Source organism: Streptomyces lucensis JCM 4490, from assembly GCF_014650035.1.
Lineage (GTDB): Bacteria > Actinomycetota > Actinomycetes > Streptomycetales > Streptomycetaceae > Streptomyces > Streptomyces lucensis.
The window spans coordinates 1-20,846 of the sequence record NZ_BMUE01000023.1; the positions used below are offsets into that span (position 1 = coordinate 1).

The 20,846-nt window shown below is 73.0% G+C and carries 18 protein-coding genes; 2 read left to right on the forward strand and 16 right to left on the reverse strand.

Features of this window, described 5'->3' with window-relative positions; translation table 11 throughout:
• From IE177_RS32500 to IE177_RS32530, 7 genes are all read right to left on the reverse strand, one after another.
• On the reverse strand, positions 1-366 hold a 366-nt coding region (locus tag IE177_RS32500; RefSeq protein WP_373305219.1), incomplete at its 3' end, for a radical SAM protein.
• 122 nt (positions 367-488) lie between these two features.
• Positions 489-1,325, reverse strand: coding sequence for a menaquinone biosynthetic enzyme MqnA/MqnD family protein (locus IE177_RS32505; protein ID WP_190019066.1), 837 nt, complete (start codon positions 1,323-1,325; stop codon positions 489-491).
• Positions 1,322-2,455 carry a methyltransferase gene (locus tag IE177_RS32510; RefSeq protein ID WP_190019067.1) on the reverse strand — a complete coding sequence of 378 codons (1,134 nt, stop codon included), beginning with the start codon at positions 2,453-2,455 and terminating at the stop codon, positions 1,322-1,324. The genes IE177_RS32505 and IE177_RS32510 overlap by 4 nt, the downstream gene beginning before the upstream one ends.
• 203 nt (positions 2,456-2,658) lie before the next feature.
• Positions 2,659-3,168: an O-acetyl-ADP-ribose deacetylase gene (locus IE177_RS32515; RefSeq protein ID WP_190019068.1), complete on the reverse strand. Its 510-nt coding sequence runs from the start codon at positions 3,166-3,168 to the stop codon at positions 2,659-2,661.
• A complete protein-coding gene (locus IE177_RS32520; RefSeq protein WP_190019069.1) occupies positions 3,165-4,583 on the reverse strand; it encodes a phytoene desaturase family protein in 1,419 nt (472 codons plus the stop codon). The genes IE177_RS32515 and IE177_RS32520 overlap by 4 nt, the downstream gene beginning before the upstream one ends.
• A 167-nt stretch (positions 4,584-4,750) precedes the next feature.
• Positions 4,751-5,596 (reverse strand): inositol monophosphatase family protein, encoded by an 846-nt coding sequence (locus IE177_RS32525; protein WP_190019070.1) that lies wholly within the window; start codon positions 5,594-5,596, stop codon positions 4,751-4,753.
• A 99-nt stretch (positions 5,597-5,695) separates the two neighbouring features.
• Positions 5,696-7,513, reverse strand: coding sequence for a gamma-glutamyltransferase family protein (locus IE177_RS32530; RefSeq protein ID WP_190019071.1), 1,818 nt, complete (start codon positions 7,511-7,513; stop codon positions 5,696-5,698).
• A 303-nt stretch (positions 7,514-7,816) separates the two neighbouring features.
• Here IE177_RS32530 and IE177_RS32535 point away from each other — a divergent pair, with 303 nt between their 5' ends.
• Entirely contained in the window at positions 7,817-8,488 is a 672-nt protein-coding gene (locus tag IE177_RS32535; RefSeq protein WP_190019072.1) for a hypothetical protein, read from the forward strand.
• 19 nt (positions 8,489-8,507) lie between these two features.
• Here the strand turns inward: IE177_RS32535 and IE177_RS32540 are convergent, their stop codons facing one another.
• From IE177_RS32540 to IE177_RS32580, 9 genes are all read right to left on the reverse strand, one after another.
• Positions 8,508-10,034, reverse strand: coding sequence for an NCS1 family nucleobase:cation symporter-1 (locus tag IE177_RS32540; RefSeq protein WP_190019073.1), 1,527 nt, complete (start codon positions 10,032-10,034; stop codon positions 8,508-8,510).
• Positions 10,035-10,161: 127 nt separating this feature from the next.
• Entirely contained in the window at positions 10,162-11,181 is a 1,020-nt protein-coding gene (locus tag IE177_RS32545; protein ID WP_190019074.1) for a TIGR03842 family LLM class F420-dependent oxidoreductase, read from the reverse strand.
• A gap of 11 nt (positions 11,182-11,192) precedes the next feature.
• The gene (hydA, locus tag IE177_RS32550; protein ID WP_190019075.1) at positions 11,193-12,596 is read right to left on the reverse strand and encodes a dihydropyrimidinase; all 1,404 of its coding nucleotides are present in this window, start codon (positions 12,594-12,596) and stop codon (positions 11,193-11,195) included.
• Between the two features lie 31 nt (positions 12,597-12,627).
• Positions 12,628-13,470, reverse strand: a complete 843-nt coding sequence (locus tag IE177_RS32555) for a nitrilase-related carbon-nitrogen hydrolase (RefSeq protein WP_190019076.1) — start codon at positions 13,468-13,470, stop codon at positions 12,628-12,630.
• 155 nt (positions 13,471-13,625) lie between these two features.
• A complete protein-coding gene (locus IE177_RS32560; RefSeq protein ID WP_190019077.1) occupies positions 13,626-15,212 on the reverse strand; it encodes a PucR family transcriptional regulator in 1,587 nt (528 codons plus the stop codon).
• 17 nt (positions 15,213-15,229) lie between these two features.
• A complete protein-coding gene (locus IE177_RS32565; RefSeq protein WP_190019078.1) occupies positions 15,230-16,513 on the reverse strand; it encodes an aspartate aminotransferase family protein in 1,284 nt (427 codons plus the stop codon).
• Positions 16,510-17,352 (reverse strand): nitrilase-related carbon-nitrogen hydrolase, encoded by an 843-nt coding sequence (locus tag IE177_RS32570; RefSeq protein ID WP_190019079.1) that lies wholly within the window; start codon positions 17,350-17,352, stop codon positions 16,510-16,512. The genes IE177_RS32565 and IE177_RS32570 overlap by 4 nt, the downstream gene beginning before the upstream one ends.
• Before the next feature lie 463 nt (positions 17,353-17,815).
• Positions 17,816-19,528, reverse strand: a complete 1,713-nt coding sequence (locus tag IE177_RS32575; RefSeq protein WP_190019080.1) for a hypothetical protein — start codon at positions 19,526-19,528, stop codon at positions 17,816-17,818.
• A 132-nt stretch (positions 19,529-19,660) separates the two neighbouring features.
• Complete coding sequence (locus tag IE177_RS32580) at positions 19,661-19,912, reverse strand: helix-turn-helix domain-containing protein (RefSeq protein WP_190019081.1); 252 nt, start codon at positions 19,910-19,912, stop codon at positions 19,661-19,663.
• A gap of 64 nt (positions 19,913-19,976) precedes the next feature.
• Between IE177_RS32580 and map the strand changes: the two genes are divergently transcribed.
• Positions 19,977-20,753, forward strand: coding sequence for a type I methionyl aminopeptidase (map, locus tag IE177_RS32585; protein WP_190019082.1), 777 nt, complete (start codon positions 19,977-19,979; stop codon positions 20,751-20,753).
• Positions 20,754-20,846 lie beyond the last annotated feature (93 nt).

Sequence of the window (20,846 nt, forward strand, 5' to 3'; positions counted from 1 at the left end):
GTAGTACCGCCACGGCAGGTTTGGATGCAGCCCGTTGACGATGTGCAGCTCGGTCAGGTTCTCCGACTCCATCGCCTTCGCGAGCTTCACCGCCTCCTCGATCCGCATCGTGTACGCGTCCTTCTCCCCCGGCTTGCGCTGGAAGGAGCAGTACGCACAGGAAGCCGTGCACACGTTCGTCATGTTCAGGTGCCGGTTGACGTTGAAGTGCACCACGTCACCGTTCTTACGGGTCCGCACCTCGTGCGCCAGACCCCCGAGCCACGCCAGGTCGTCCGACTCGTACAGCGCGATGCCGTCCTCACGGGTCAGCCGCTCACCCGAACGGACCTTCTCCTCCAGCTCGCGCTTGCGTCCTGAGTCCATGCCCGACGACCTCCTCTTTCACGTGCACGAAGGCACCGTTCACTCAGCTTGGAAAATGGCAGGTTCCTGCAGGGGCCGGGGCGTGCTCACGCGCCGCCTCCCGTCCCTGGGGTCCGGTTCCGTCAGCCGGGAACCGTCAGCCACCGGTATGCGGTGGCCGCCCCGACGAGTTCGGCGAATCTGGTCATCCCGGCGAGGTGCCGGCGCTCGAACCCGTAGTTCAGCGTCCGGAAGTACTGCTCCAGGAAGGCGGGTTCGAAGGGGGCCCACTGGGACATCTGTGCGGCGACGTCGCCGAGATGTCCCAGGGCCAGGTCCCGTGCCTCGACCAGGGACCGGTGCACCTCGTGCACCAGTTCGGGGGAGCGCTCGTAGAAGTCCCGGCGCGCGGCCCACACGGCGAAGACGAACGGCAGCCCCGTCCACTCCTTCCACAACTGGCCCAGGTCGTGGACCTCCAGGCCCTCCTCCGGGAGGCGGCCCGCGAAGGCCTGCAGACCGACGTCGCCGATGACGACCGCGGCGTCCGCTTCCTTGAACATCCGCTCGAGGTCCGGTGGGCAGCCGTAGTAGTCGGGACGGACGCCGTACCGCCGGCCGAGGAGCAGGCGTGCCAGCCGCACCGACGTGCGCGAGGTGGAGCCCAGCGCGACACTCCGCCCGCTCAGGGCCTCAAGCGGCTCGCGGGTGACGATCTCGCAGGACATCACCTGCCCGTCGCAGCCGATGGCGACGTCGGGGAGCACCACCAGGTCGTCGGCGTTGTGCAGGAACTCCACGAGGGAGAGCGGGCCGATGTCGAGCCGGCCCTCGACCAGCAGGTCGCTCAGCCGCTCGGGAGTGTCCCGCGTGATCTCCATGTTGACCAACGCCCCCGTGCGGGCGAGACCCCAGTACAGGGGGGCGCAGTTCAGGAAGCCGATGTGTCCGACGCGTGGACGCGTCATGGGAGGCGTCATGTGTACTGACCCCGGATGCCGGATCGTGCTCGGTCCGGCTCTTCGGTCCCGCTGCGGGCTTCCGGCAGTTCGCGGCCCGGCGGCACGGCCTCCGCCTCGATGAGCGAGAACTGGTGGGGCGGCGGCAGCGGGTTGACGGCGCTCAGCCGGAACCCCGCCTCCCTCAGCAGCGCCGCGAAGTCGGCGCGTGTCCGCTCCCTGCCACCGATCTTGACCATCATGTTGAGGTCGCTGAGGAACATGAGCCCGTCCGAGCCCTCGGTGGGCCGGTCCGGGAGTACCCGTTCCACGATCAGCAGCCGTCCGTCGTCGGGCAGCGCCTCCCGGCAGCGGCGGAGGATGGTGAGGCACTGCTCGTCGTTCCAGTCGTGGAGCACACTCTTGAGCACGTGCAGGTCCCCGCCGGGCGGAACGGCGGTGAAGAAGTCCCCTTGCTCCAGGGATCCACGGGTGAGGACGTCTGCGGCCGCGAACGTTTCGGCGGCGGTGGTCAGCGCTTCGGGAAGGTCCAGGAGAACGCCTTTGACCGAGGGGTGCGCACGCAGTATCTCGGCCAGCAGAGTGCCGTCTCCGCCTCCTATGTCGAGAACGGTCGTGTGCTTGCCGAAGTCGTAGTGGCGGGCGACCAGTCCCGCGATTTTGCGGGTGTTCTGGCTCATGGCCGTGTTGAACTGCTCGGACAGGTGCGGCTGTGCGGCGAGATAGTCGAAGAATTCCTGGCCGAATTCCTTGGCGAACTGCGGCTCGCCCGTCCGGACGCTCTCCTCGAGTCCCTGCCAGGCACCCACGGTGGTGGGGTCGGTGAGCATGCACACCAGTGCGTGCAGCGAATCGGGCCGGTCCGTCCGCAGCAGGGCTCCCGCCTCCGTCAGCGAGAAGCGCCCGGACCCGTCCTGCGCGAGGAGGCCCAGCGCGACCAGCGTACGGCACAGCCGGTGGGTGGCCTGCGGGTCGGTTCCCTGCCTCAGCGCGAATTCCGCCGACGTGAGGGGCTCGTCCCTCAGCAGATCCGCCACGGCGATGCGCGCGGCGGCGCGTAAAGCCTGCGCCGCCATATACCCGTATGCCATTCCGACGACCAGCGCACTCGCTTCGCCGCCCGTCCGCGCATCGGTTTCGAGCGCATCCATCGACTTCTCCCCCGTTCATCCGCCGGTGGCCGTGCACAGGCACGTGTACAGGTCGGGTACACATACGAGTACAGGTCCGTGTACATGCCCGTGCACAGCACACCGTTCACGAACGCTATTTCCTCGAAACCATATCCACGCCACCATGGCCGACGTCAAGCGGGATGTGGCCACGCGTCAGATAGCTGCCACGGCGGGCTTTCTCAGCCGGCGTGCCGGGCGAACGCCTCGTACGCACGGTCGTCGAAGAGGACGAAGCGCACCTCTTCCACGGCGGTCGGCGTGTTCCTCACCGTCTCGACCGCGATACGGGCCGCGTCGTCCATGGGCCACCGGTACACGCCGGTGGAGATCGCCGGGAACGCGACCGTCCGGGCGCCCAGCTCGTCGGCCACGCGGAGGGACTCCCGGTAGCAGGAGGCGAGCAGCGCGGGGTCGCCGCCCGTGGCCCGGTACACCGGGCCCACCGTGTGGATCACCCAGCGGGCGGCCAGTTCTCCCGCCGTGGTGGCGACCGCCTGTCCGGTGGGCAGCCCCCTGCCGTACCGTGCGGCGCGCAGCTCGCGGCACTGGGCCAGGATGGCGGGGCCGCCGCGGCGGTGGATCGCCCCGTCCACGCCCCCGCCGCCCAGGAGGGAGGAGTTGGCCGCGTTGACGATCGCGTCGGCGTGCTGCCGGGTGATGTCGCCCTGGACGAGGGTGATGGTGGTCATGTCTGTCTCAGCCTCCGCCATACCGCCTTGGCCGCGTTGTGCCCGGACATGCCGTGCACGCCCGGTCCCGGTGGGGTCGCCGAGGAGCAGAGGAACACGGCCGGATGGGGCGTGTGGTACGGGAACAGGGACGGCCTGGGGCGCAGCAGCAGCTGGAGTCCGCCGGCCGCGCCGCAGGCGATGTCGCCGCCGACGTAGTTGGCGTTGTGGGCGGCCATCTCGGCGGGGCCGGCGGTGGCGCGGGCGAGGACGCGGTCGCGGAAGCCGGGGGCGAAGCGCTCCAGCTGGCGCTCCAGGGCGTCGGTGAGGTCGCCGGACCAGCCGTTGGGCACATGGCCGTAGGCCCAGAAGACGTGTTTGCCCTCGGGGGCGCGGGTCGGGTCGGCCACGCTGGGCTGGACGGTGATCAGGAAGGGTCTGTCGGGGGCGCGGCCCTCGCGGGAGACGGCGCGCAGGGCGGTGCCGATCTCGGCCTGGTCGGCGCCGATCTGGACGGTTCCGGCGGTCCGGGCCTCGGGCGCGGTCCAGGGCACCGGCCCGTCCAGCGCGTAGTCGATCTTGAAGACGCTCGGGCCGTAGCGGTAGTTCGCGCAGTACCGGCCGAGGCCGGCGATGCGGGCGAGCGCGGTGGGCGAGGTGTCGAAGACGTACGCGCGCGCGGGCGGCAGGTCGTCCAGGCGCTTGACCTCGTAGTCGGTGTGCACCGCGCCTCCGAGGTCGGTCAGGTACGCGGCGAGGGCGTCGGAGACGGCCTGGGAGCCGCCGCGCGGCACCGGCCAGCCGCGGGCGTGCGCGGCCAGGGCGAAGACCAGTCCGATGGCGCTGGTGGCCGGTCCGCCGAGGGGGGCGATCACGTGCGCGACCAGGCCCGAGAAAAGGGCCTTGACCCGCTCGTCCTTGAAGCGCCGCATCAGCCAGGTGGACGGGGGCAGCCCGGCGAGGCCGAAGCGGGCGAGGGTGACGGGGTCGCGCGGGAGCGCGGTCAGCGGCAGGGACATGAAGTCGCGTACGAGGGTGTCCCAGTGCGCGAGGAACGGCTCGACCAGTCTGCGGTACGCGCCCGCGTCGCGGGGCCCGAAGGAGGCCGCGGTCTGGGCCACCGAACGGGACAGCACGGCCGCGGTGCCGTCGGGGAAGGGATGCGCCATGGGCAGGTCGGCGTGGAGCCATTCGAGGCCGTAGCGGTCGAGGGGCATGGCGCGGAACGCGGGCGAGTTGATGCCGAGCGGGTGGGCGGCCGAGCACGGGTCGTGACGGAAGCCGGGGAGGGTCAGTTCCTCGGTGCGGGCGCCGCCGCCGACGGTGGGTTTCGCCTCGAACAGGGCGACGGAGAAGCCGCGCCGTGCCAGCTCCACGGCAGCGGTCAGCCCGTTCGGCCCCGCACCCACCACGACCGCATCGAGCATCGACGGCACCTTCGGACCCCTTCGTCAGCCGATGGCCACTCGGGATCAGGATATGCCGGTGGACCGGGGCTCCCCGGCCCGGGTGGTCCCCTCGGCCGCCCGGCGGCCCGGCGCGGGGGCCGGGCGGGGCGCCGGGACCCGGGGCCGGGTTCCGCGCGGGGTGCGTGCCCGAGCCGTCAGGCCGCGGTGCGGAGCACGCCGGCCACGCGGCGGGCGGTGGCGGTGTCGCGGGCGGCGGTGAAGGGCAGCGCGTTGCCGCCGGTCACCCGGAACGGCTCGCCGGTGAGGGTGAGGTGCGCGCCGCCCGCCTCCTCGACCAGCAGCAGGCCGGCCGCGTGGTCCCAGGCGGCCTCCCAGGAGAACGCGACGGCGTCCAACTCGCCCCGGGCGACGGCCAGGTACTCCAGACCCGCGGAGCCGCAGTCGCGCGGTGCGAAGCCGTCGGTCCGCAGGGTGCGGAGCACGCGAATCTGCTCGTCGGTGATGTAGTCGGGGTGGGAGGTGGCGACGACGAGGTCCCGGCCGGGTGCGGGCGGACCCGCGAAAAGCCGCTCGCCGTCGAGGAAGGCGCCGCGGCCCCGGATCGCGGTCGCGAACTGGTCGCGTGCCGCCGCGTAGGTCCAGGAGGCGAGGACGGTGCCCCGGTGGGCGAACGCGACCAGGGTGCAGAAGCCGTCGTCGCCGTGCACGAACTGGCGGGTGCCGTCGACCGGGTCGACGATCCAGACCGGTGCGTCGCCCTGGAGCGCGTCGTACGTCGCGGGGTCGGCGTGCACCGCCTCCTCGCCGACCACCACCGAGCCGGGCAGCAGGGCGCCGAGTGCCTCGGTGAGGTGCAGCTCGGCGAGGCGGTCGGCGTCCGTGACCAGGTCGTGGGGGCCGCTCTTCTCGTCAACCTCGTGGTCGGCGAGGCGGCGGAAGCGGGGCAGGATCTCGGCCGCGGCCGCCTTGCGGACCGCTTCCTCCACGTCGGCCGAGCGGCGGGTGAGAAACTCCTCGATGGTTTCGGTCTCTTCGATCATGCCTCCATGAGAGCACGGCCCGCTGACAATCCCCGCCCGGCCGGTGCACACCGGGTGGAATCGGCGTGAACAGCGGGGCCGACGCGGCCGTCGGGGCCGTCAGCGGCCCACCGCGTACCCCTGCATCCCGCGCGGGTTCGCCGCCGCCGACAGGACGCCGGTCTCCGGGTCCCGGGCGACCGCGCACAGGCGGCCCTCGGACCAGGCCGGCCCGACGGTGACGTCGTGGCCGCGCCGCCGCAGTTCCTCGACCACACCGGCGTCCATGCCGGACTCCACGGTCACGCTGCCGGGGCGCCGGCCGCGCGGGTAGAAGGAGCTCGGGAAGCTGTCGTTGTGCCAGTTGGGGGCGTCGATGGCGCCCTGCAGGTCCAGTCCGCCGCGGACGGGGGCGCGCAGTGCGGCGGCGAGGAAGAAGTGCACCTGCCACTGGTCCTGCTGGTCGCCGCCGGGGGTGCCGAACGCCAGGACCGGCACCCCGTCGCGCAGCGCCAGCGACGGGGTGAGGGTGGTGCGCGGGCGGCGGCCCGGGGTGAGGGTGTTCGGCAGGCCCTCCTCCAGCCAGGTCATCTGCAGACGCGAGCCGAGCGGGAAGCCCAGCTCCGGGACGACGGGGTTGGACTGCAGCCAGCCGCCGCTGGGCGTGGCCGAGATCATGTTGCCCCAGCGGTCGACGACGTCGAGGTGGCAGGTGTCACCCCGGGTGGTGCCGTCGACGGCCACGTGCGGCTCGCCGGGGACCGGGGCGACCGTCGGTTCGCCGGCGCCCATGGGGTTGAAGACGGGCTCGTCGCCGGTCTCCACGCGCGCGTACGCCTGTGCGGGCAGGTACGGGCTGCGTCCGCCGGGGCTGCCGGGGCGCAGCTCGTAGGAGGCCTTCGCGTCGACGAGAGCCCGGCGCGCGGCGTTGTAGTCCTCCGACAGCAGTTCCGCGAGCGGCACCTCGGCGGCGTCGCCGTACCAGGCCTCGCGGTCGGCCATGGCGAGTTTGCAGCCCTCGATCAGCAGGTGGACGTAGTCGGCGGAGCCGTAGGCGGGCAGCTCGGGCGGGAGCAGGGCGAGCTGCTGCAGGAAGGCGGGCCCCTGGCTCCAGGGACCCGCCTTGCACACGGTCCAGCCGTTCCAGTCGTACGTCACCGGGCTCTCGAAACTCGCCGACCAGCCGTCGAGGTCGGTCTCGGTGAGGGTGCCGGTGTGCCGTTCGCCGCTGGTGTCCATGGTGGGACGGCGGGACTGCCGTACCAGGGCCTCGGCGATGAAGCCGGAGCGCCACACCGTGCGCGCGGCGTCGATCCGGGCCTCCCGGTCGCCGGCCGCGGCGGTCTCGGCGAGCAGCCGCTTCCAGGTGGCGGCGAGGGTGGGGTTGCGCAGCAGCCGGCCGGGCCGGGGCGCTTCGCCGCCGGGCAGGTAGACCTCCGCCGAGGAGGTCCACTCGGTCTCGAACAGCTCCCGCACCGTCTCAACGGTCGCGTTGACCTTCTCCACGGGCGCGTGCCCGTGCTCGGCGTAGCCGATGGCGTACTTCAGGACGTCGTCGAGGGACTTGGTGCCGTGGTCGCGCAGGAGCAGCATCCAGGCGTCGAAGGCGCCCGGCACGGCGGCCGCGAGGGGTCCGGTGCCGGGGACCAGGTCCAGGCCGAGCCCGCGGTAGTGGGCGGCCCCGGCGCCGGCCGGGGCCACGCCCTGCCCGCACAGCACGCGCACCTCGCCGCCGGCCGGGGCGAGCAGGATCGGCACCTCGCCGGCGGGCCCGTTCAGGTGCGGCTCGACCACGTGCAGCACGAACGCCCCGGCCACCGCGGCGTCGAATGCGTTGCCGCCGGCCTCCAGCACCGCCATGGCCGACTGCGAGGCCAGCCAGTGGGTGGAGGAGACCATGCCCAACGTGCCCTGGAGTGTCGGCCGGGTGGTGAACAACTGCCTTCTCCTCGCCTCGGGGTGTGTCCTGCCGGTGATGCTACGGAGGTGATCGCCGCCTGGAAACACCGCGGGCGGGCCCCCGTCGGTCCCCCGCCGCGCCCGGGACGGAGCGGCCGGCCGGCCACGGAGACCGGCGACACGGGGCCGATAAGGGACGAAACAGCACGTCGGGCGCGGGGTGCCGTGACCGGCCGGGTACGCAGCGCGTTGGCCCTTCCGCCCCACCGGCAGTCGTGTGACACTGGCGTCCCCCGTCCACCATGCGGACCCCCTCCGCACCCTCCCCACGAGAAGTGCGCCGTGCGTTCTCTGCCTCTGCCGCTCGCCCTGACCGCGCGTCTGACGCCGGTCGCGGTCCTCGCCTGCGCCGGCTGGGCGCTGACGTCGGGCCCGGCCGCGCCGCCCGCCGCCGGGCAGCCGGCCTCGGCGCCGAGGACACCCGTTGAGTCCGCCTCCCCCGCCCCCTCGTCCACCGCGGTGTCCAGGGACTACTCCTCCGCGCCCGCCCCGTGCGGCAGCGTGCCCGCGGCCACCGTCAAGGTGCTGGTGCCGGGGGCGAAGACGGCGGGCAGGGAGATCCCGTCGACGGACACGAAGGTGCGCCGCACCTGCTCGTGGAACGCGCTGAAGGGCTACGACTACCGCTGGCTCGACGTGTCCTTCGAGATCGCCGGCTCGCCGGAGGAGGCGAAGCGGGAGTACGACCAGCGGGTCGCCGAGAAGAGCGGTGGCGGCGCCGTTCCCGGGCTCGGGGACGCCGGTTACTCCGTCGTGAACCTCACCACGGAGGACAAGCAGGAGACCCGCGAGGGCGTGGTCATGGCTCGGGTCTCCAACGCCCTGGTCGTCGTCACCTACAACGGCAGCGACTTCGAGACGAAGAAGGCTCCCGGCACCGACGAGATCAACAAGGGGGCCATCAGGGCGGCGAAGTCCGCGGTCGGCGCGCTGGGGGGCGGGCAGTCGGGCTGACCGCCCCGTCCGGCCCGCGTCAGGCCGCGGCGTTCCTCCGGGCGGCCGGCAGGGTGAGGGCCAGGTACAGCACCAGGGAGGTGCCGAGGCCCACCGCCCAGCCGTAGTCGGCGAGCGGGGACAGCGCGGGAATGGGGCGGCCGTCGGTCAGGGGCCGGAGACCGGCGCCGCCGACCGCGAGGACACCGCCCGCCAGGAAGGCCACGACGGCCCGCCAGTTCCAGCCGTGCGTGTACCAGTAGCGGCCGCCCGCGCGGTACAGGTCGGCGAGGTCCAGGCGGGTGCGGCGCAGGAACCAGTAGTCGGCGACCAGGATGCCCGCGACCGTGCCGAGCAGCCCGCCGACCAGGCCGAGCCAGGTGAAGATGTAGCCCTGCGGGTCGGAGTAGAGCTTCCACGGGCAGATCAGCACGGCGAGGACCGCGGTGATCAGCGCGCCGGTGCGGAAGCTCACCTTTCTGGGCGCGACGTTGGAGAAGTCGAAGGCCGGGGAGACGAGGTTGGCCGCGATGTTGACCGACAGCGTCGCCACCAGCACGGTGACCAGGGCGTAGAGCAGTCCGGCCACGTTGTCCGTCCTGGCGGCGAGCTGGACCGGGTCCCAGACGGGCTCGCCGTACACCGCCTGGGAGCCGGAGGTGACGAGCACGGAGAGGAAGGCGAACAGGGTCATCGTGGTCGGCAGGCCGAGGGCCTGGCCCCAGGTCTGCGCCCTCTGGCTCCTGCCGTAGCGGGTGAAGTCGGGGATGTTCAGCGACAGCGTGGACCAGAAACCGATCATGCCCATGAGGGAGGGCCAGAACAGCTTCCAGAAGTCGCCGCCCCAGCCGAGCCTCGACGGCTGGTCGAAGAGCGGGCCGACGCCGCCGGCCTTGCCGCTCATCCACCACAGCATCACGAGGGCGCCGACGATCACGAAGGGCGCCGCCCAGTTCTCGAAGCGGCGGATGGTCTCCATGCCCCGGTGGATGATGGCGACCTGGACGGCCCAGAAGACGGCGAACGACAGCCACATGGTCCAGGCGTGGCCGCCGATGTGCGCGGCGTTCGCCCAGCTGTCGCCGATCAGCTTGCCGGCGAGGAAGTAGATGGCCTCGCCGCCGATCCAGGTCTGGATGCCGAACCAGCCACAGGCCACCAGCGCCCGCACCACGGCGGGCAGGTTGGCGCCGCGCACGCCGAAGGAGGCGCGGGCGAAGACCGGGAAGGGGATGCCGTACTTCGGTCCGGCGTGACCGGTCAGCAGCATCGGCACCAGCACGATCAGGTTGGCCAGGGCGATGGTGAGCACGGCCTGCTTCCAGTCCATGCCCACCGCGATCAGCCCCGAGGCCAGCGTCCAGGACGCGGTGTTGTGGGCCATGCCGACCCACAGGGCCGAGAAGTTGTACGTCGTCCACGTGCGCTTCGCCACCGGGACCGGGAGCAGGTCCTCGTTGGCGTAGGGTCCGCCGGCGGGCGCGGTGCCGGGGGCGAGTTCCACGCGCCCGTCGGGGAGGGTGACCTGGGCGGGATTCGGTATGGCCGTGGGAGCGGTTTCGGTCATGGGCTGGCCAATCGGGGAGAGGTGGATCCGGTAAGGCCGTGCGGGCGCCGGGCCCCTCCCCGGGACGGCGGGGAGGGGCGACCAGGGGGTGTGGGGGCTCGGAGCCGGGGCGACTCGCGGGTCGGCGTCAGGAGTTGACCGCGGGGATGACCTGACGGCCGTAGGCGTCGATCGTGGCCTCCTGCGCGTCGTGCATGTCGTACACGGCGAACTGGTCGACCCCCAGGGCGCGGAGCGCGGTCAGCTTCTCGACGTGCTTCTCGGCCGGCCCGATCACGCAGAAGCGGTCGACGATCTCGTCGGGCACGAACCGGGTGTCGGGGTTGCCGCTGCGCCCGTGGTGGGCGTAGTCGTAGCCCTGCCGGGACTTGATGTACTCGGTGAGTTCGCCGGGGACCTGGGAGGAGTGCTCGCCGTACCTGGAGACCAGGTCGGCGACGTGGTTGCCGACCATGCCGCCGAACCAGCGGCACTGCTCGCGGGCGTGGGCGAGGGCCTCGGGCGAGTCGTCGGCGGTGACGTAGGCGGGGGCGGCGACGCAGACGGTGATCTCGGACGGGTCGCGGCCGGCGGCGGTGGCCGCGTCCTTGACGGCCTTCACCATGTACTCGGTCAGGTACAGGTCGGAGAGCTGGAGGATGAACCCGTCGGCCTCCTCGCCGGTCATCTTCAGCGCCTTGGGGCCGTACGCCGCCATCCACACCGGCACTTCGGCGCCCGGCCCGACCCAGGGGAACCTGATCTTCGTGCCGCCGAGGTCGGCCTCCTCGCCGCGGCCGAGGGCGCGGATGACCTTCATGGCCTCGCTGATGCGGGCGAGGGTGTTGGGTCTGCGGCCCGCGACGCGCATCGCGGAGTCGCCGCGGCCGATCCCGCACACCGTGCGGTTGCCGAACATGTCGTTGAGGGTGGCGAAGGTGGAGGCGGTGACCTCCCAGGTGCGCGTGCCGGGGTTGGTGACCATCGGGCCGACCTTCAGCCTGGTGGTGTTCGCCAGGATCTGGCTGTAGATCACGAACGGTTCCTGCCACAGCACGGCGGAGTCGAAGGTCCAGCCGTGGGTGAATCCGTTGCGCTCGGCGCGCTTCATCAGGCTGACGACGCGGGAGGCCGGCGGATCTGTCTGCAGGACGAGTCCGAAGTCCATGGGCTCCGCTCCTAGTTGAGGTACTGACAGGTGGAGCGGGGGGTGAAGACGCCGTGACCGGCGCGTCCGGTGTACTCCCGCTGGTCGATGACGACTTCGCCGCGCGAGAGCACGGTCTCGACCCGGCCGGTGGTGCGCCTGCCCTCGTAGGCCGAGTAGTCGACGTTCATGTGGTGGGTGGCGGCGGACATGACCTGCTCGGGGTGCGGGTCGTAGACGACGACGTCGGCGTCGGCGCCGGGGGTGATCGTGCCCTTCTGCGGGTACAGGCCGAACATCCGGGCGGGCGTGGCGCAGGCGATCTCGATCCAGCGGCGGCGCGAGATGTGCCCGTCGACGACGGCCTGGTGGAGCAGGTCCATGCGGTTCTCCACGCCCGGCAGGCCGTTGGGGATCTTGGAGAAGTCGCCGCGGCCCAGCTCCTTCTGGCCCGTGAAGCAGAAGGGGCAGTGGTCGGTGGAGACCACCTGGAGGTCGTTGGTGCGCAGGCCCTTCCACAGGGCGGCCTGGTGCTCCTTCGGCCTGAGCGGCGTGCTGCACACGTACTTGGCGCCCTCGAAACCGGGCTCGGCGAGGTTGTCCGTCGACAGGAACAGGTACTGCGGGCAGGTCTCGCCGAAGACGTTGAGCCCCTCGTCCCGGGCCCGCGCCAGCTCGGCCACCGCCTCCGTCGCCGAGACGTGGACGACGTACAGCGGGGCCCCGGCGACCTGGGCGAGCCGGATCGCGCGGTGGGTGGCCTCGGCCTCCAGCAGGGCCTTGCGGACCTCGCCGTGGTACCGCGGGTCCGTCTCCCCCCGGGCCAGCGCCTGCTCGACGAGGACGTCGATCGCGATGCCGTTCTCGGCGTGCATCATGATCAGGCCGCCGTTCTCGGCGGAGCGCTGCATGGCGCGCAGGATCTGGCCGTCGTCGGAGTAGAACACCCCCGGGTAGGCCATGAACTGCTTGAAGGAGGTGACGCCCTCCTCGACCAGCAGGTCCATCTCCTTCAGCGTCTCCTGGTTCACGTCGGAGACGATCATGTGGAAGCCGTAGTCGATCGCGCAGTTGCCCTCGGCCTTGGCGTGCCAGGCGTCCAGGCCCTCGCGCAGGGTGCGGCCGACGCTCTGCACCGCGAAGTCGACGATCGTCGTGGTGCCGCCCCAGGCCGCGGCGCGGGTGCCGGTCTCGAAGGTGTCGGAGGCGAAGGTGCCGCCGAAGGGCAGCTCCATGTGGGTGTGGGCGTCGACACCGCCCGGGATGACGTACTTGCCGGTGGCGTCGATGACGCGCCCGGCGGTGAAGGCCTCGGCCGCCGGGGTGCCGGAGGCGGCGAGGGCGGCGATGCGGCCGTCCTCGATCAGGACGTCGGCGTGGATCTCGTCGGACGCGGTGATGACGAGACCACCGCGGATGACGGTACGGCTGCTCATGGTCCCTCTCCTGTCAGGGTGGGCGCTGCTGTCAGGGCGCGGTCAGCGGCGTGTACGCCCCCGGCGCCCGGTCGCGGTAGAACTGCCAGCGGTCGCGGACCTCGCGCAGCCTCGCCAGGTCGAGGTCGCGGACGACGAGTTCGGTCTCCTTGTCGCTCGCCGGCTCGCCGACGAACCGGGCCTCCGGGTCCACGAAGTAGGTGGTGCCGTAGAAGTCGTTGTCGCCCAGGTCCTCCACGCCGACCCGGTTGATCGCCCCGACGAAGTACTCGTTGGCGACGGCCGCCGCCGGCTGCTCCAGCTGCCACAGGTAGCGGGACAGGCCGCGCGAGGTGGCCGAGGGGTTGAAGACGATCTCGGCGCCGGCCAGGCCCAGCGCCCGCCAGCCCTCCGGGAAGTGGCGGTCGTAGCAGATGTAGACGCCGATCCGGCCGGCGGCCGTGTCGAAGACGGGCCAGCCGCTGTTGCCGGGCCGGAAGTAGAACTTCTCCCAGAAGCCCTGCACTTGGGGGATGTGGGTCTTGCGGTACTTGCCGAGGTAGGAGCCGTCCGCGTCGATCACGGCCGCCGTGTTGTACAGGACGCCGGGCTGCTCCTCCTCGTACATGGGCAGGACGAGGACGATACCCAGTTCGCGGGCGAGGGCCTGGAAGCGCCGGACGGTGGGACCGTCCGGCACGCGCTCGGCGTACTCGTAGAAGGCCTTGTCCTGCACCTGGCAGAAGTAGGGGCCGTAGAACAGCTCCTGGAAGCACAGGACCTGGGCGCCCTGCGCGGCCGCGTCGCGGGCCGCCTGCTCGTGGACCTGGATCATCGACTCCTTGTCGCCGGTCCAGGCGGTCTGGAAGAGGGCGGCACGGATCACTCGGCTCATCGGGACCTCCGGTAGCTCGGTGTACGGCGAGCGTAGGAAGCCCGGACGGGCCGTTCGACGGGCAGCGTGTCACGTCTGCGGGCCGCGGGCGTGCCACCGTGTCACGAGTGCGTGGGCCCATGTTTCACCGCCGTTTTCCCAGGTCGTCTCATGTTTCACCCCTGTTGCGCGTCGTGCGCGAGGAGCGCGATGTGCACGGAGGCCGCCTGTTCGAAGTCGTCCAGGTCGACGCCGAGGCGCACCTGTATGGCCTCCAGGCGCCGGTAGAGGGCGGGCCGGGAGACGTGGTGGAGCAGGGCGGTGCGGGACTTGTTGCGACCGGTCGCGAGATAGGTCCGCAGGACGTCCAGCAGCTCCGGTTCGGCCTCCCCCAGCAGCCCGTCCAGCTCGCGCTCGGCGAAGGACTGCACGTGCGGGTCGTCGCGCAGCAGCCGGACCAGCCCGCGCAGGTGCACGTCCCGGAGGCGGACGACGGCCGGCGGGCCGAGGGGGGCGAAGGAGCCGGCGACGGCGTCGGCCACGTGCCGGGCCTCTCGCAGCCCGGCGGGCACGTCGTCCCAGTCGGTGCGCGGATCGGCGGCGGCGACCACGGCGGCAGGCGCCCCGGTCTCGGTGCGCAGCCGGGCCGCGAAGTGGGCGGTGAGGGCCTCGGCGTGCTGGTCGCGGGCGAGGCTGAGCAGGACGGCGGTGACCGGGCCGGCCAGTTCGGCGACCAGCCCGGGCAGCCCCAGCACCCGCAGGACGCGGTCGAGCCGGGCCGGGTCGGCGTCCGGCACCACGAGCGGGACGAAGGTCCGCCGGTTGACCGGCAGCCCCGCCGCCCGCGCCCGCGGCAGCAGCTGCCGCGCGGGTACGGCGCCTTCGGCGAGGTCGGTCAGCAGGCTCTGCGCGGACTGTTCCTCCCAGGTGCGGGCGGAGCCGCCGCCGAGCATGCGGTGCAGCACGAGCGCCTCGGCCGCCCGGTCGGCGAGCAGGCGGCCGGTGGCCGGATCGCCCCGGTGCCCGCACAGCAGCAGCCGGCCCCACCGCTCCCCGTGCCCGCCGAGTTCGGCGCGGATCCAGCCGTCGCCCGCGCCGCCGCCCGCCTGCCGGGCGACGCGCTCCCAGTCGCGCAGCACGTCGTCGACCGCGGACCGCTCCCCCGCCGTCGCGAGGACGCGGTGGGCGAGGTTGGTGACGACGACCGGGCAGCCGCTGTGCCGGGCGACCTCGTCGAGCAGTCGCTGCAGCGGGGCACCGGCCGTGATCAGTCCGGTCAGTGCGGTGCGCACGGCCTCCGACAGGCTGACGGCGGCGAACTTCCGGCGCACCAGCCTGCACTGGACCTCCTCCGTGAGCTCGGCGAAGGGGAAGGGCCGGTGCAGGACGACCATCGGCAGCCCGCACCGCTCGGCGGCCCGGCGCATCACCTCGGGCGGCGCGGGGAAGGCCCGCCCGAGGCCGAGCACGAGGGCCGAGGCCTCGGCCCGGTGCAGGGAGCGGACGTACTCGGCCTGCTTGGCCTCGTCCCCGGCGAGCAGCACACCGGTGGTGAGCACCATCTCGCCTCCGCTGAGCATCACACCGACGTCGGCGGCCTCGGCGACGTGCACCCAGCGCACCGGCCGGTCCAGTTGCCCGGCCCCGGCCACCACCTCGGGTTCTCCGGCGAGCACCCGTTCCAGGGTGAGCACCTGGCGGACGGAGAGGGCGGGTTCGGGCGGCTGCCAGCCGGTGTGCCGGGACTCCGAGGTGGTGGTCATCGCCGTCAACCCACTCCCTAGTACGTGCTCCTCAGCGCGTGTTCGAGGATCGCCGCGCCCTCCTCGGCCTCCGCGACGGTCAGCGACAGCGGCGGGGCGATGCGCAGGGCGCTGGTGTTGTGGCCGCCGCCCTTGCCGATGAGCAGTCCGCCCTCGCGGGCCGCCTCCAGCACGGCGGCGGCCGCCCGCGGGTCGGCCTCGTCCGTGCCGGGACGGACCAGCTCGATGCCGATCATCAGTCCGCGTCCTCGCACCTCACGCACGCCGGGCAGTTGGGCGGCGACGGCCCGCAGGCGCTCGATGAGCAGGCCGCCGACCCGGCGGGCGTTGCCCTGGAGGTCGTGTTCGAGGAGGTAGGCCAGGTTGGCGAGACCGGCGGCCATGGTGATCTGGGTGCCGCCGAAGGTCGAGATGCTGTTGGCGTCCAGGCAGTTCATGATCTCGGCGCGGGCGATGACGCCGCCGACCGACATGCCGTTGCCGATGCCCTTGGCGAAGGTGACGAGGTCCGGTGGGCCGCTGCGGGCGTGCGCCTGCCAGCCCCAGAAGTGCTCCCCGGTGCGGCCCCAGCCGGTCTGCACCTCGTCGGCGATCCAGAGGACGCCGTGCTCCGTCAGGATGTCGCGGAAGGCGGCGTAGAGGCCGTCGGGCGGGGAGGTGAATCCGCCGACGCCCTGGATGGGTTCGGCGATCAGCGCGGCGGGCGGGCGGGTGTGGCCGAGGATGTCCCTCAGGTCGGCGACGCAGGCGTCGATGAAGGCGCGGTCGTCGAGGTGGGCGTACGGGCCCCGGGTGCGGACGCCGCCGTGGACGTACAGGGTCTGCAGCGGGGACAGCGAGGTCGGGGACCAGCCGCGGTTGCCGGTGACGCCGACCGTGCTGAAGGACCGGCCGTGGTAGCTGTTGCGCATGGCCAGGACGGTGTTGCTGCGCCGGTGGGTGGTGGCGAGCAGCAGGGCGGTGTCGTTGGCCTCGGTGCCGGAGGTGGTGAAGAACACGCGGGCGTCCGGGATGCCGCTCACCTTGGCGATGCGCTCGGCGAGTTCGACCATGGGCCGGTTGAGGTAGAGGGTCGAGGAGTGGATGATGCGGCCGGCCTGCTCGCCGACCGCCTTGGTCACCTCGGGCAGGGCGTGCGCGGTCATCGTCGTCAGGATGCCGCCGAAGAAGTCCAGGTACTTGTTGCCGGCGGAGTCCCAGACGTGCCGGCCTTCCCCGTGGCTGATCTCCAGGGGCTCGTCGTAGTAGAGGGCGAGCCAGTCGGGCAGGACGTTGCGGTGGCGGGCGTACAGGTCGTTCACGGCTGCACCAGTCCTTCGTAGGCGTCGGGGCGGCGGTCGCGGTAGAAGGCCCACTGCTGCCGTACTTCCTCGACGAGGTCGAAGTCGAGGTCGCGGACGAGGAGTTCCTCCGTCCTGTCGCTCGCGACGTCGCCGACGAACCGGCCGCGCGGGTCGACGAAGTAGCTGGTGCCGTAGAAGTCGTTGTCGCCGTACTCCTCCTGTCCCACCCGGTTGATGGCGGCGACGAAGTACTCGTTGGCGACGGCCGCGGCGGGCTGCTCCAGCTGCCAGAGGTAGGCGGACAGGCCACGGTGGGTGGCGGAGGGGTTGTAGACCAACTGGGCTCCGTTGAGTCCCAGTTGCCGCCAGCCCTCGGGGAAGTGCCGGTCGTAGCAGATGTAGACGCCCACCTTGCCGACGGCGGTGTCGAAGACGGGCCAGCCCAGGTTGCCGGGTTTGAAGTAGTACTTCTCCCAGAAGCCCTTCACCTGCGGGATGTGGTGCTTGCGGTACTTGCCGAGGCAGGTGCCGTCGGCGTCGATGACGGCGGCGGTGTTGTAGTAGAAGCCGGACTGCTCGACCTCGAAGACGGGGACGACGATCACCATGCCGGTCTCGCGCGCTAGCGCCCGCATCCGGCTGACGGTCGGGCCGTCGGGCACCGGTTCGGCCCAGCGGTAGTGCTCCGGCTCCTGGACCTGGCAGAAGTAGGGGGCGTTGAAGACTTCCTGGAACCCGATGATCCTCGCGCCCCGGCGGGCCGCCTCGCGGGCGTGCTCCTCGTGCTTCGCCACCATGGACTCGGTGTCGCCGGTCCAGGTGGCCTGGACCAGAGCGGCGCGGACGACGTTGGCCATGAGGTGCTCCTTCGACGCGACGTCAGAGCCTCTACGCCCGTAGAGCAGGCCGTAGAGGCACGAAAGTAAGCCTCCGCGGGGCCCTTGCCAAGACCATCGTCGTCAAGCCGCGGAGTCGATCATGTTTCACACTCCTGTGGGTGAGCCGGGAGGCCGGTGACGGGGTGGACCGGGGCATACCGGGACGAGGGCAACGGTAGCCGGTGGCGCACGGGACGGACGGGGGCGGCGCGGCTCTCTGCGGAGGGCGGCCGGCTTCGTCTGCCGGGTGCAGTGGGGGCCCGATGCCGGGGGCGGTGGGAGCCCGATGCCGGGGGCGGTGGGGGCCCGATGCCGGGGGCGGTGGGAGCCCGATGCCGGGGGCGGTGGGAGCCCGATGGCTGTGGTGGGGGCCGATGCCGGGTGCGGGTCGTGGTGCCCGTCGCGCGGTTCCCCGCGCCCCCGAGAGGGCCGGCCGCGCCGTTCATGGGGTGTGCCCGGCGACCCGCAGGGCGTGCACGAGATCCCAGTGCCGTTCGTCGGAGACGGTGTGCGCGGCCTCCAGCAGGAGGGGCACGAGGCGCCCCGGGTCGGCGGCCGCGCTCCGGGCGGCCTCCTCGGGGGCGCGGACGCGCACGTAGGCGTCCAGCAGGACCCGCACCTCGCGCCGGCGGCCCTCGCCGTCCAGCCGCAGCACCGCGGCGCCGATCTGCTCGGCGGGCCGTGCCACGCCCTGCCGCAGCATCTGCCGCCCGTCGGTGTCCCGCCCGGCCGCGGCCAGTGCGTCGGCGGCGGCGACCAGCCGTTCGGCGGGCAGTGCGGCGGCCTCCCACAGCAGGGTGGCCCAGTCGGCGCCGAGCCCGGCCCGGTGCAGGGCGTCCGCGAGCAGCGGGAGGCGGGCGGCGGGCCATCCCGTGGCCTCCACCAGCAGCACGTGCGCCTCCCCGCTGCGCCCCTCGGCCCTCAGCCGCGCCAGCCGCGCCACGGCCCCGTCGACGGCCGCGCCCGCGCCGGCGTCCGCGGCGACGGGGGCCGGCGCCGCCTCGGCCGCCGGCGCCGCTCCGGCGAACCGCGCCCCGCGCGGCGTACGGCTCCCGCCGGCATCCTCCTCCGCCGCCACGGTCCCGGACGCCTCCGGGACGGCCACGGGAGCGGCCCCGTCCTCGGCCATCCCGGCGAACCGGGCACTTCCGCGACGGCGCTTGCGGGGTTTCGCGGGGGCGGGGGCCGCTTCCGCGGTGGGCGCGGGGGATGTTCGGCTGCCGGAACCGCCGGGTGCGGCGACAGCGGCCGGGACGGCTGGACCGGCGGGGGTGCCGACGCGGTCGGACGGGACGGTCGGGCTCGCCCCGCGCCCGGAAGGAACCTGTCCGGCCGGGTCCGTCCCGTGCGGATGCGACACCTCGTCCACGGGCCCGGCCCGGTAGGCACCACCCGGCTCACCGGCCGCAGCCGCCCGCCGGCCCGGGACGGATCGCGGAAACCCGCCGTCCGGCGCGACGCCCGGGTCACCGCTCACCCCGTTCCCGGGAAGAACATGGCCGGCCGGGTCCGTCCCGTGCGGATGCGACACCTCGTCCACGGGCCCGGCCCGGTACCGGCGGCCCGGCTCGCGGGCGGGGGCCGTCTGCTGGGCCGGGGCTGCCCGCGGGTGCCGGCCGGCCGGCGCGGCGCGAGGCTCGGGGGTCGCTGCGTGCCGCAACCCGGCCAGCCGCGCCCGTAGTTCGGCGCAGCGGGCGGTGGCGCGTTCATGGTCGTCCTGGACCCAGGCGAGGTCGGTGCGCAGGGACTCCACCTCCTCCGGGGAGGCCGGTGCCGACAGCCGGTGCTCGAGTCCGGCGCGGCGTTCGGCGGCGTACCGCTGTTCGCGGAGCATGACGTCGAGGCGGTCGGCCAGGACGTCCCCGGCGCCGGGCCGGGCGTCGTGCGCGGCGAGGGCGGCGGCGTGCAGCGTGCGGGCCCGTTCCCCCTCGGCGGCCGCCGCCGCGGGGCCGTACGCCGCCCCGAGGTCCCGCAACAGGGCTTCCACGACGTCCCACGGCGGCACCTCGTACCCGTCCAGGCAGGCCCGCATGCCCTCGGGGTCGCGTCGCCAGAAGACCCCGCACCAGCCCGCACCCGGGTCGAGACGCGCCACGAGGCCGTCCAGGTAGCCCGCGAACAGCCTTACCTCCGCGGGGAGTTGATCCACCGCCATCGCCCAGCTCCCGCCCGACCGCCAGCATTCCGGTCGGTAGGCAACACCAGTCGTGTTACGGGCCTGCTACGCAGAGTTTTCCGGCAGTGCGCGAGCGGCTCAGCACGGGAGGGCGGCCACCGCGAGCACGGGTCAGGCGGCCACCGGCACGCACATCGCGGCCAGCTCGTCCATGGACAGGCCGAGCACCGCGGCCAGCGCGGCCACCGTGAAGAACGCCGGGGTCGGCGCCCGCCCGGTCTCGATCTTGCGGAGCGTCTCCGCCGAGACGCCCGCCTCGGCGGCGACCTGGGCCATGCTCCGGCCGCCGCGCGCCTCGCGCAGCAACAGCCCGAGCCGCTCGCCGCGTTCGCGCTCTTCGGGGGTGAGGGGGGTGCGCACCATGCCGCCCATTCTAATACCGCCCCACGCCGCCGCCCCCTATTCAAATACCGGTATAGTAATTGGCATGGTGGAACTGAAGACGGACGCGTCGATCGACGCGATGCACGCGGCGGGCCAGGTCGTCGGGCGGGCCCTGACGGCCGTCCGGGAGGCCGCACGGGTCGGCGTCTCCCTGCTGGAGCTGGACGAGGTGGCGCGGGAGGTGCTGCGCGAGGCAGGGGCGTCCTCGCCGTTCCTCGGCTACCGTCCCTCCTTCGCGGCGACGCCCTTCCCGGCGGTGATCTGCGCCTCGGTCAACGACGCGATCGTCCACGGCATCCCGACCGGATACCGGCTGCGCGACGCGGACCTGGTCTCCGTCGACTGCGGCGCCGTACTGGACGGCTGGGCCGGCGACTCGGCGATCAGCTTCACGGTGGGCCGCGCGCGCCCGGCGGACCTCCGGCTGATCGGCACGGCCGAGCGGGCGCTCGCGGCGGGCATCGGGGCGGCCGTCGCCGGCAACCGCGTCGGCGACATCGCGCACGCGGTCGGCCGGGTGTGCCGGACGGCCGGCTACGGCATCCCGCAGGGCTTCGGCGGCCACGGGATCGGCCGCCGCATGCACGAGGACCCCGGCATCCCGAACGAGGGCCGCCCCGGTCGCGGTCTCCCCCTGCGCCCCGGCATGGTCATCGCCATCGAGCCCATGCTGATCGCGAGCGGCGCCGACGCCTACCACGAGGCGCCCGACGGCTGGACCCTGCGCGCCTCCGACGGCTCGCGGGCGGCCCACGTGGAGCACACGGTGGCGATCACGGACGACGGTCCCCGGATCCTCACGGCCCGGGAGCCGGCCTGACGGCTCCCGGCGTCGGCGGGCATGCCCGCACGGGCTGACCGTCGCCGCGGACATGCCCGCACCGGCGATCCGTCGCCGCGGACATGCCCGCAC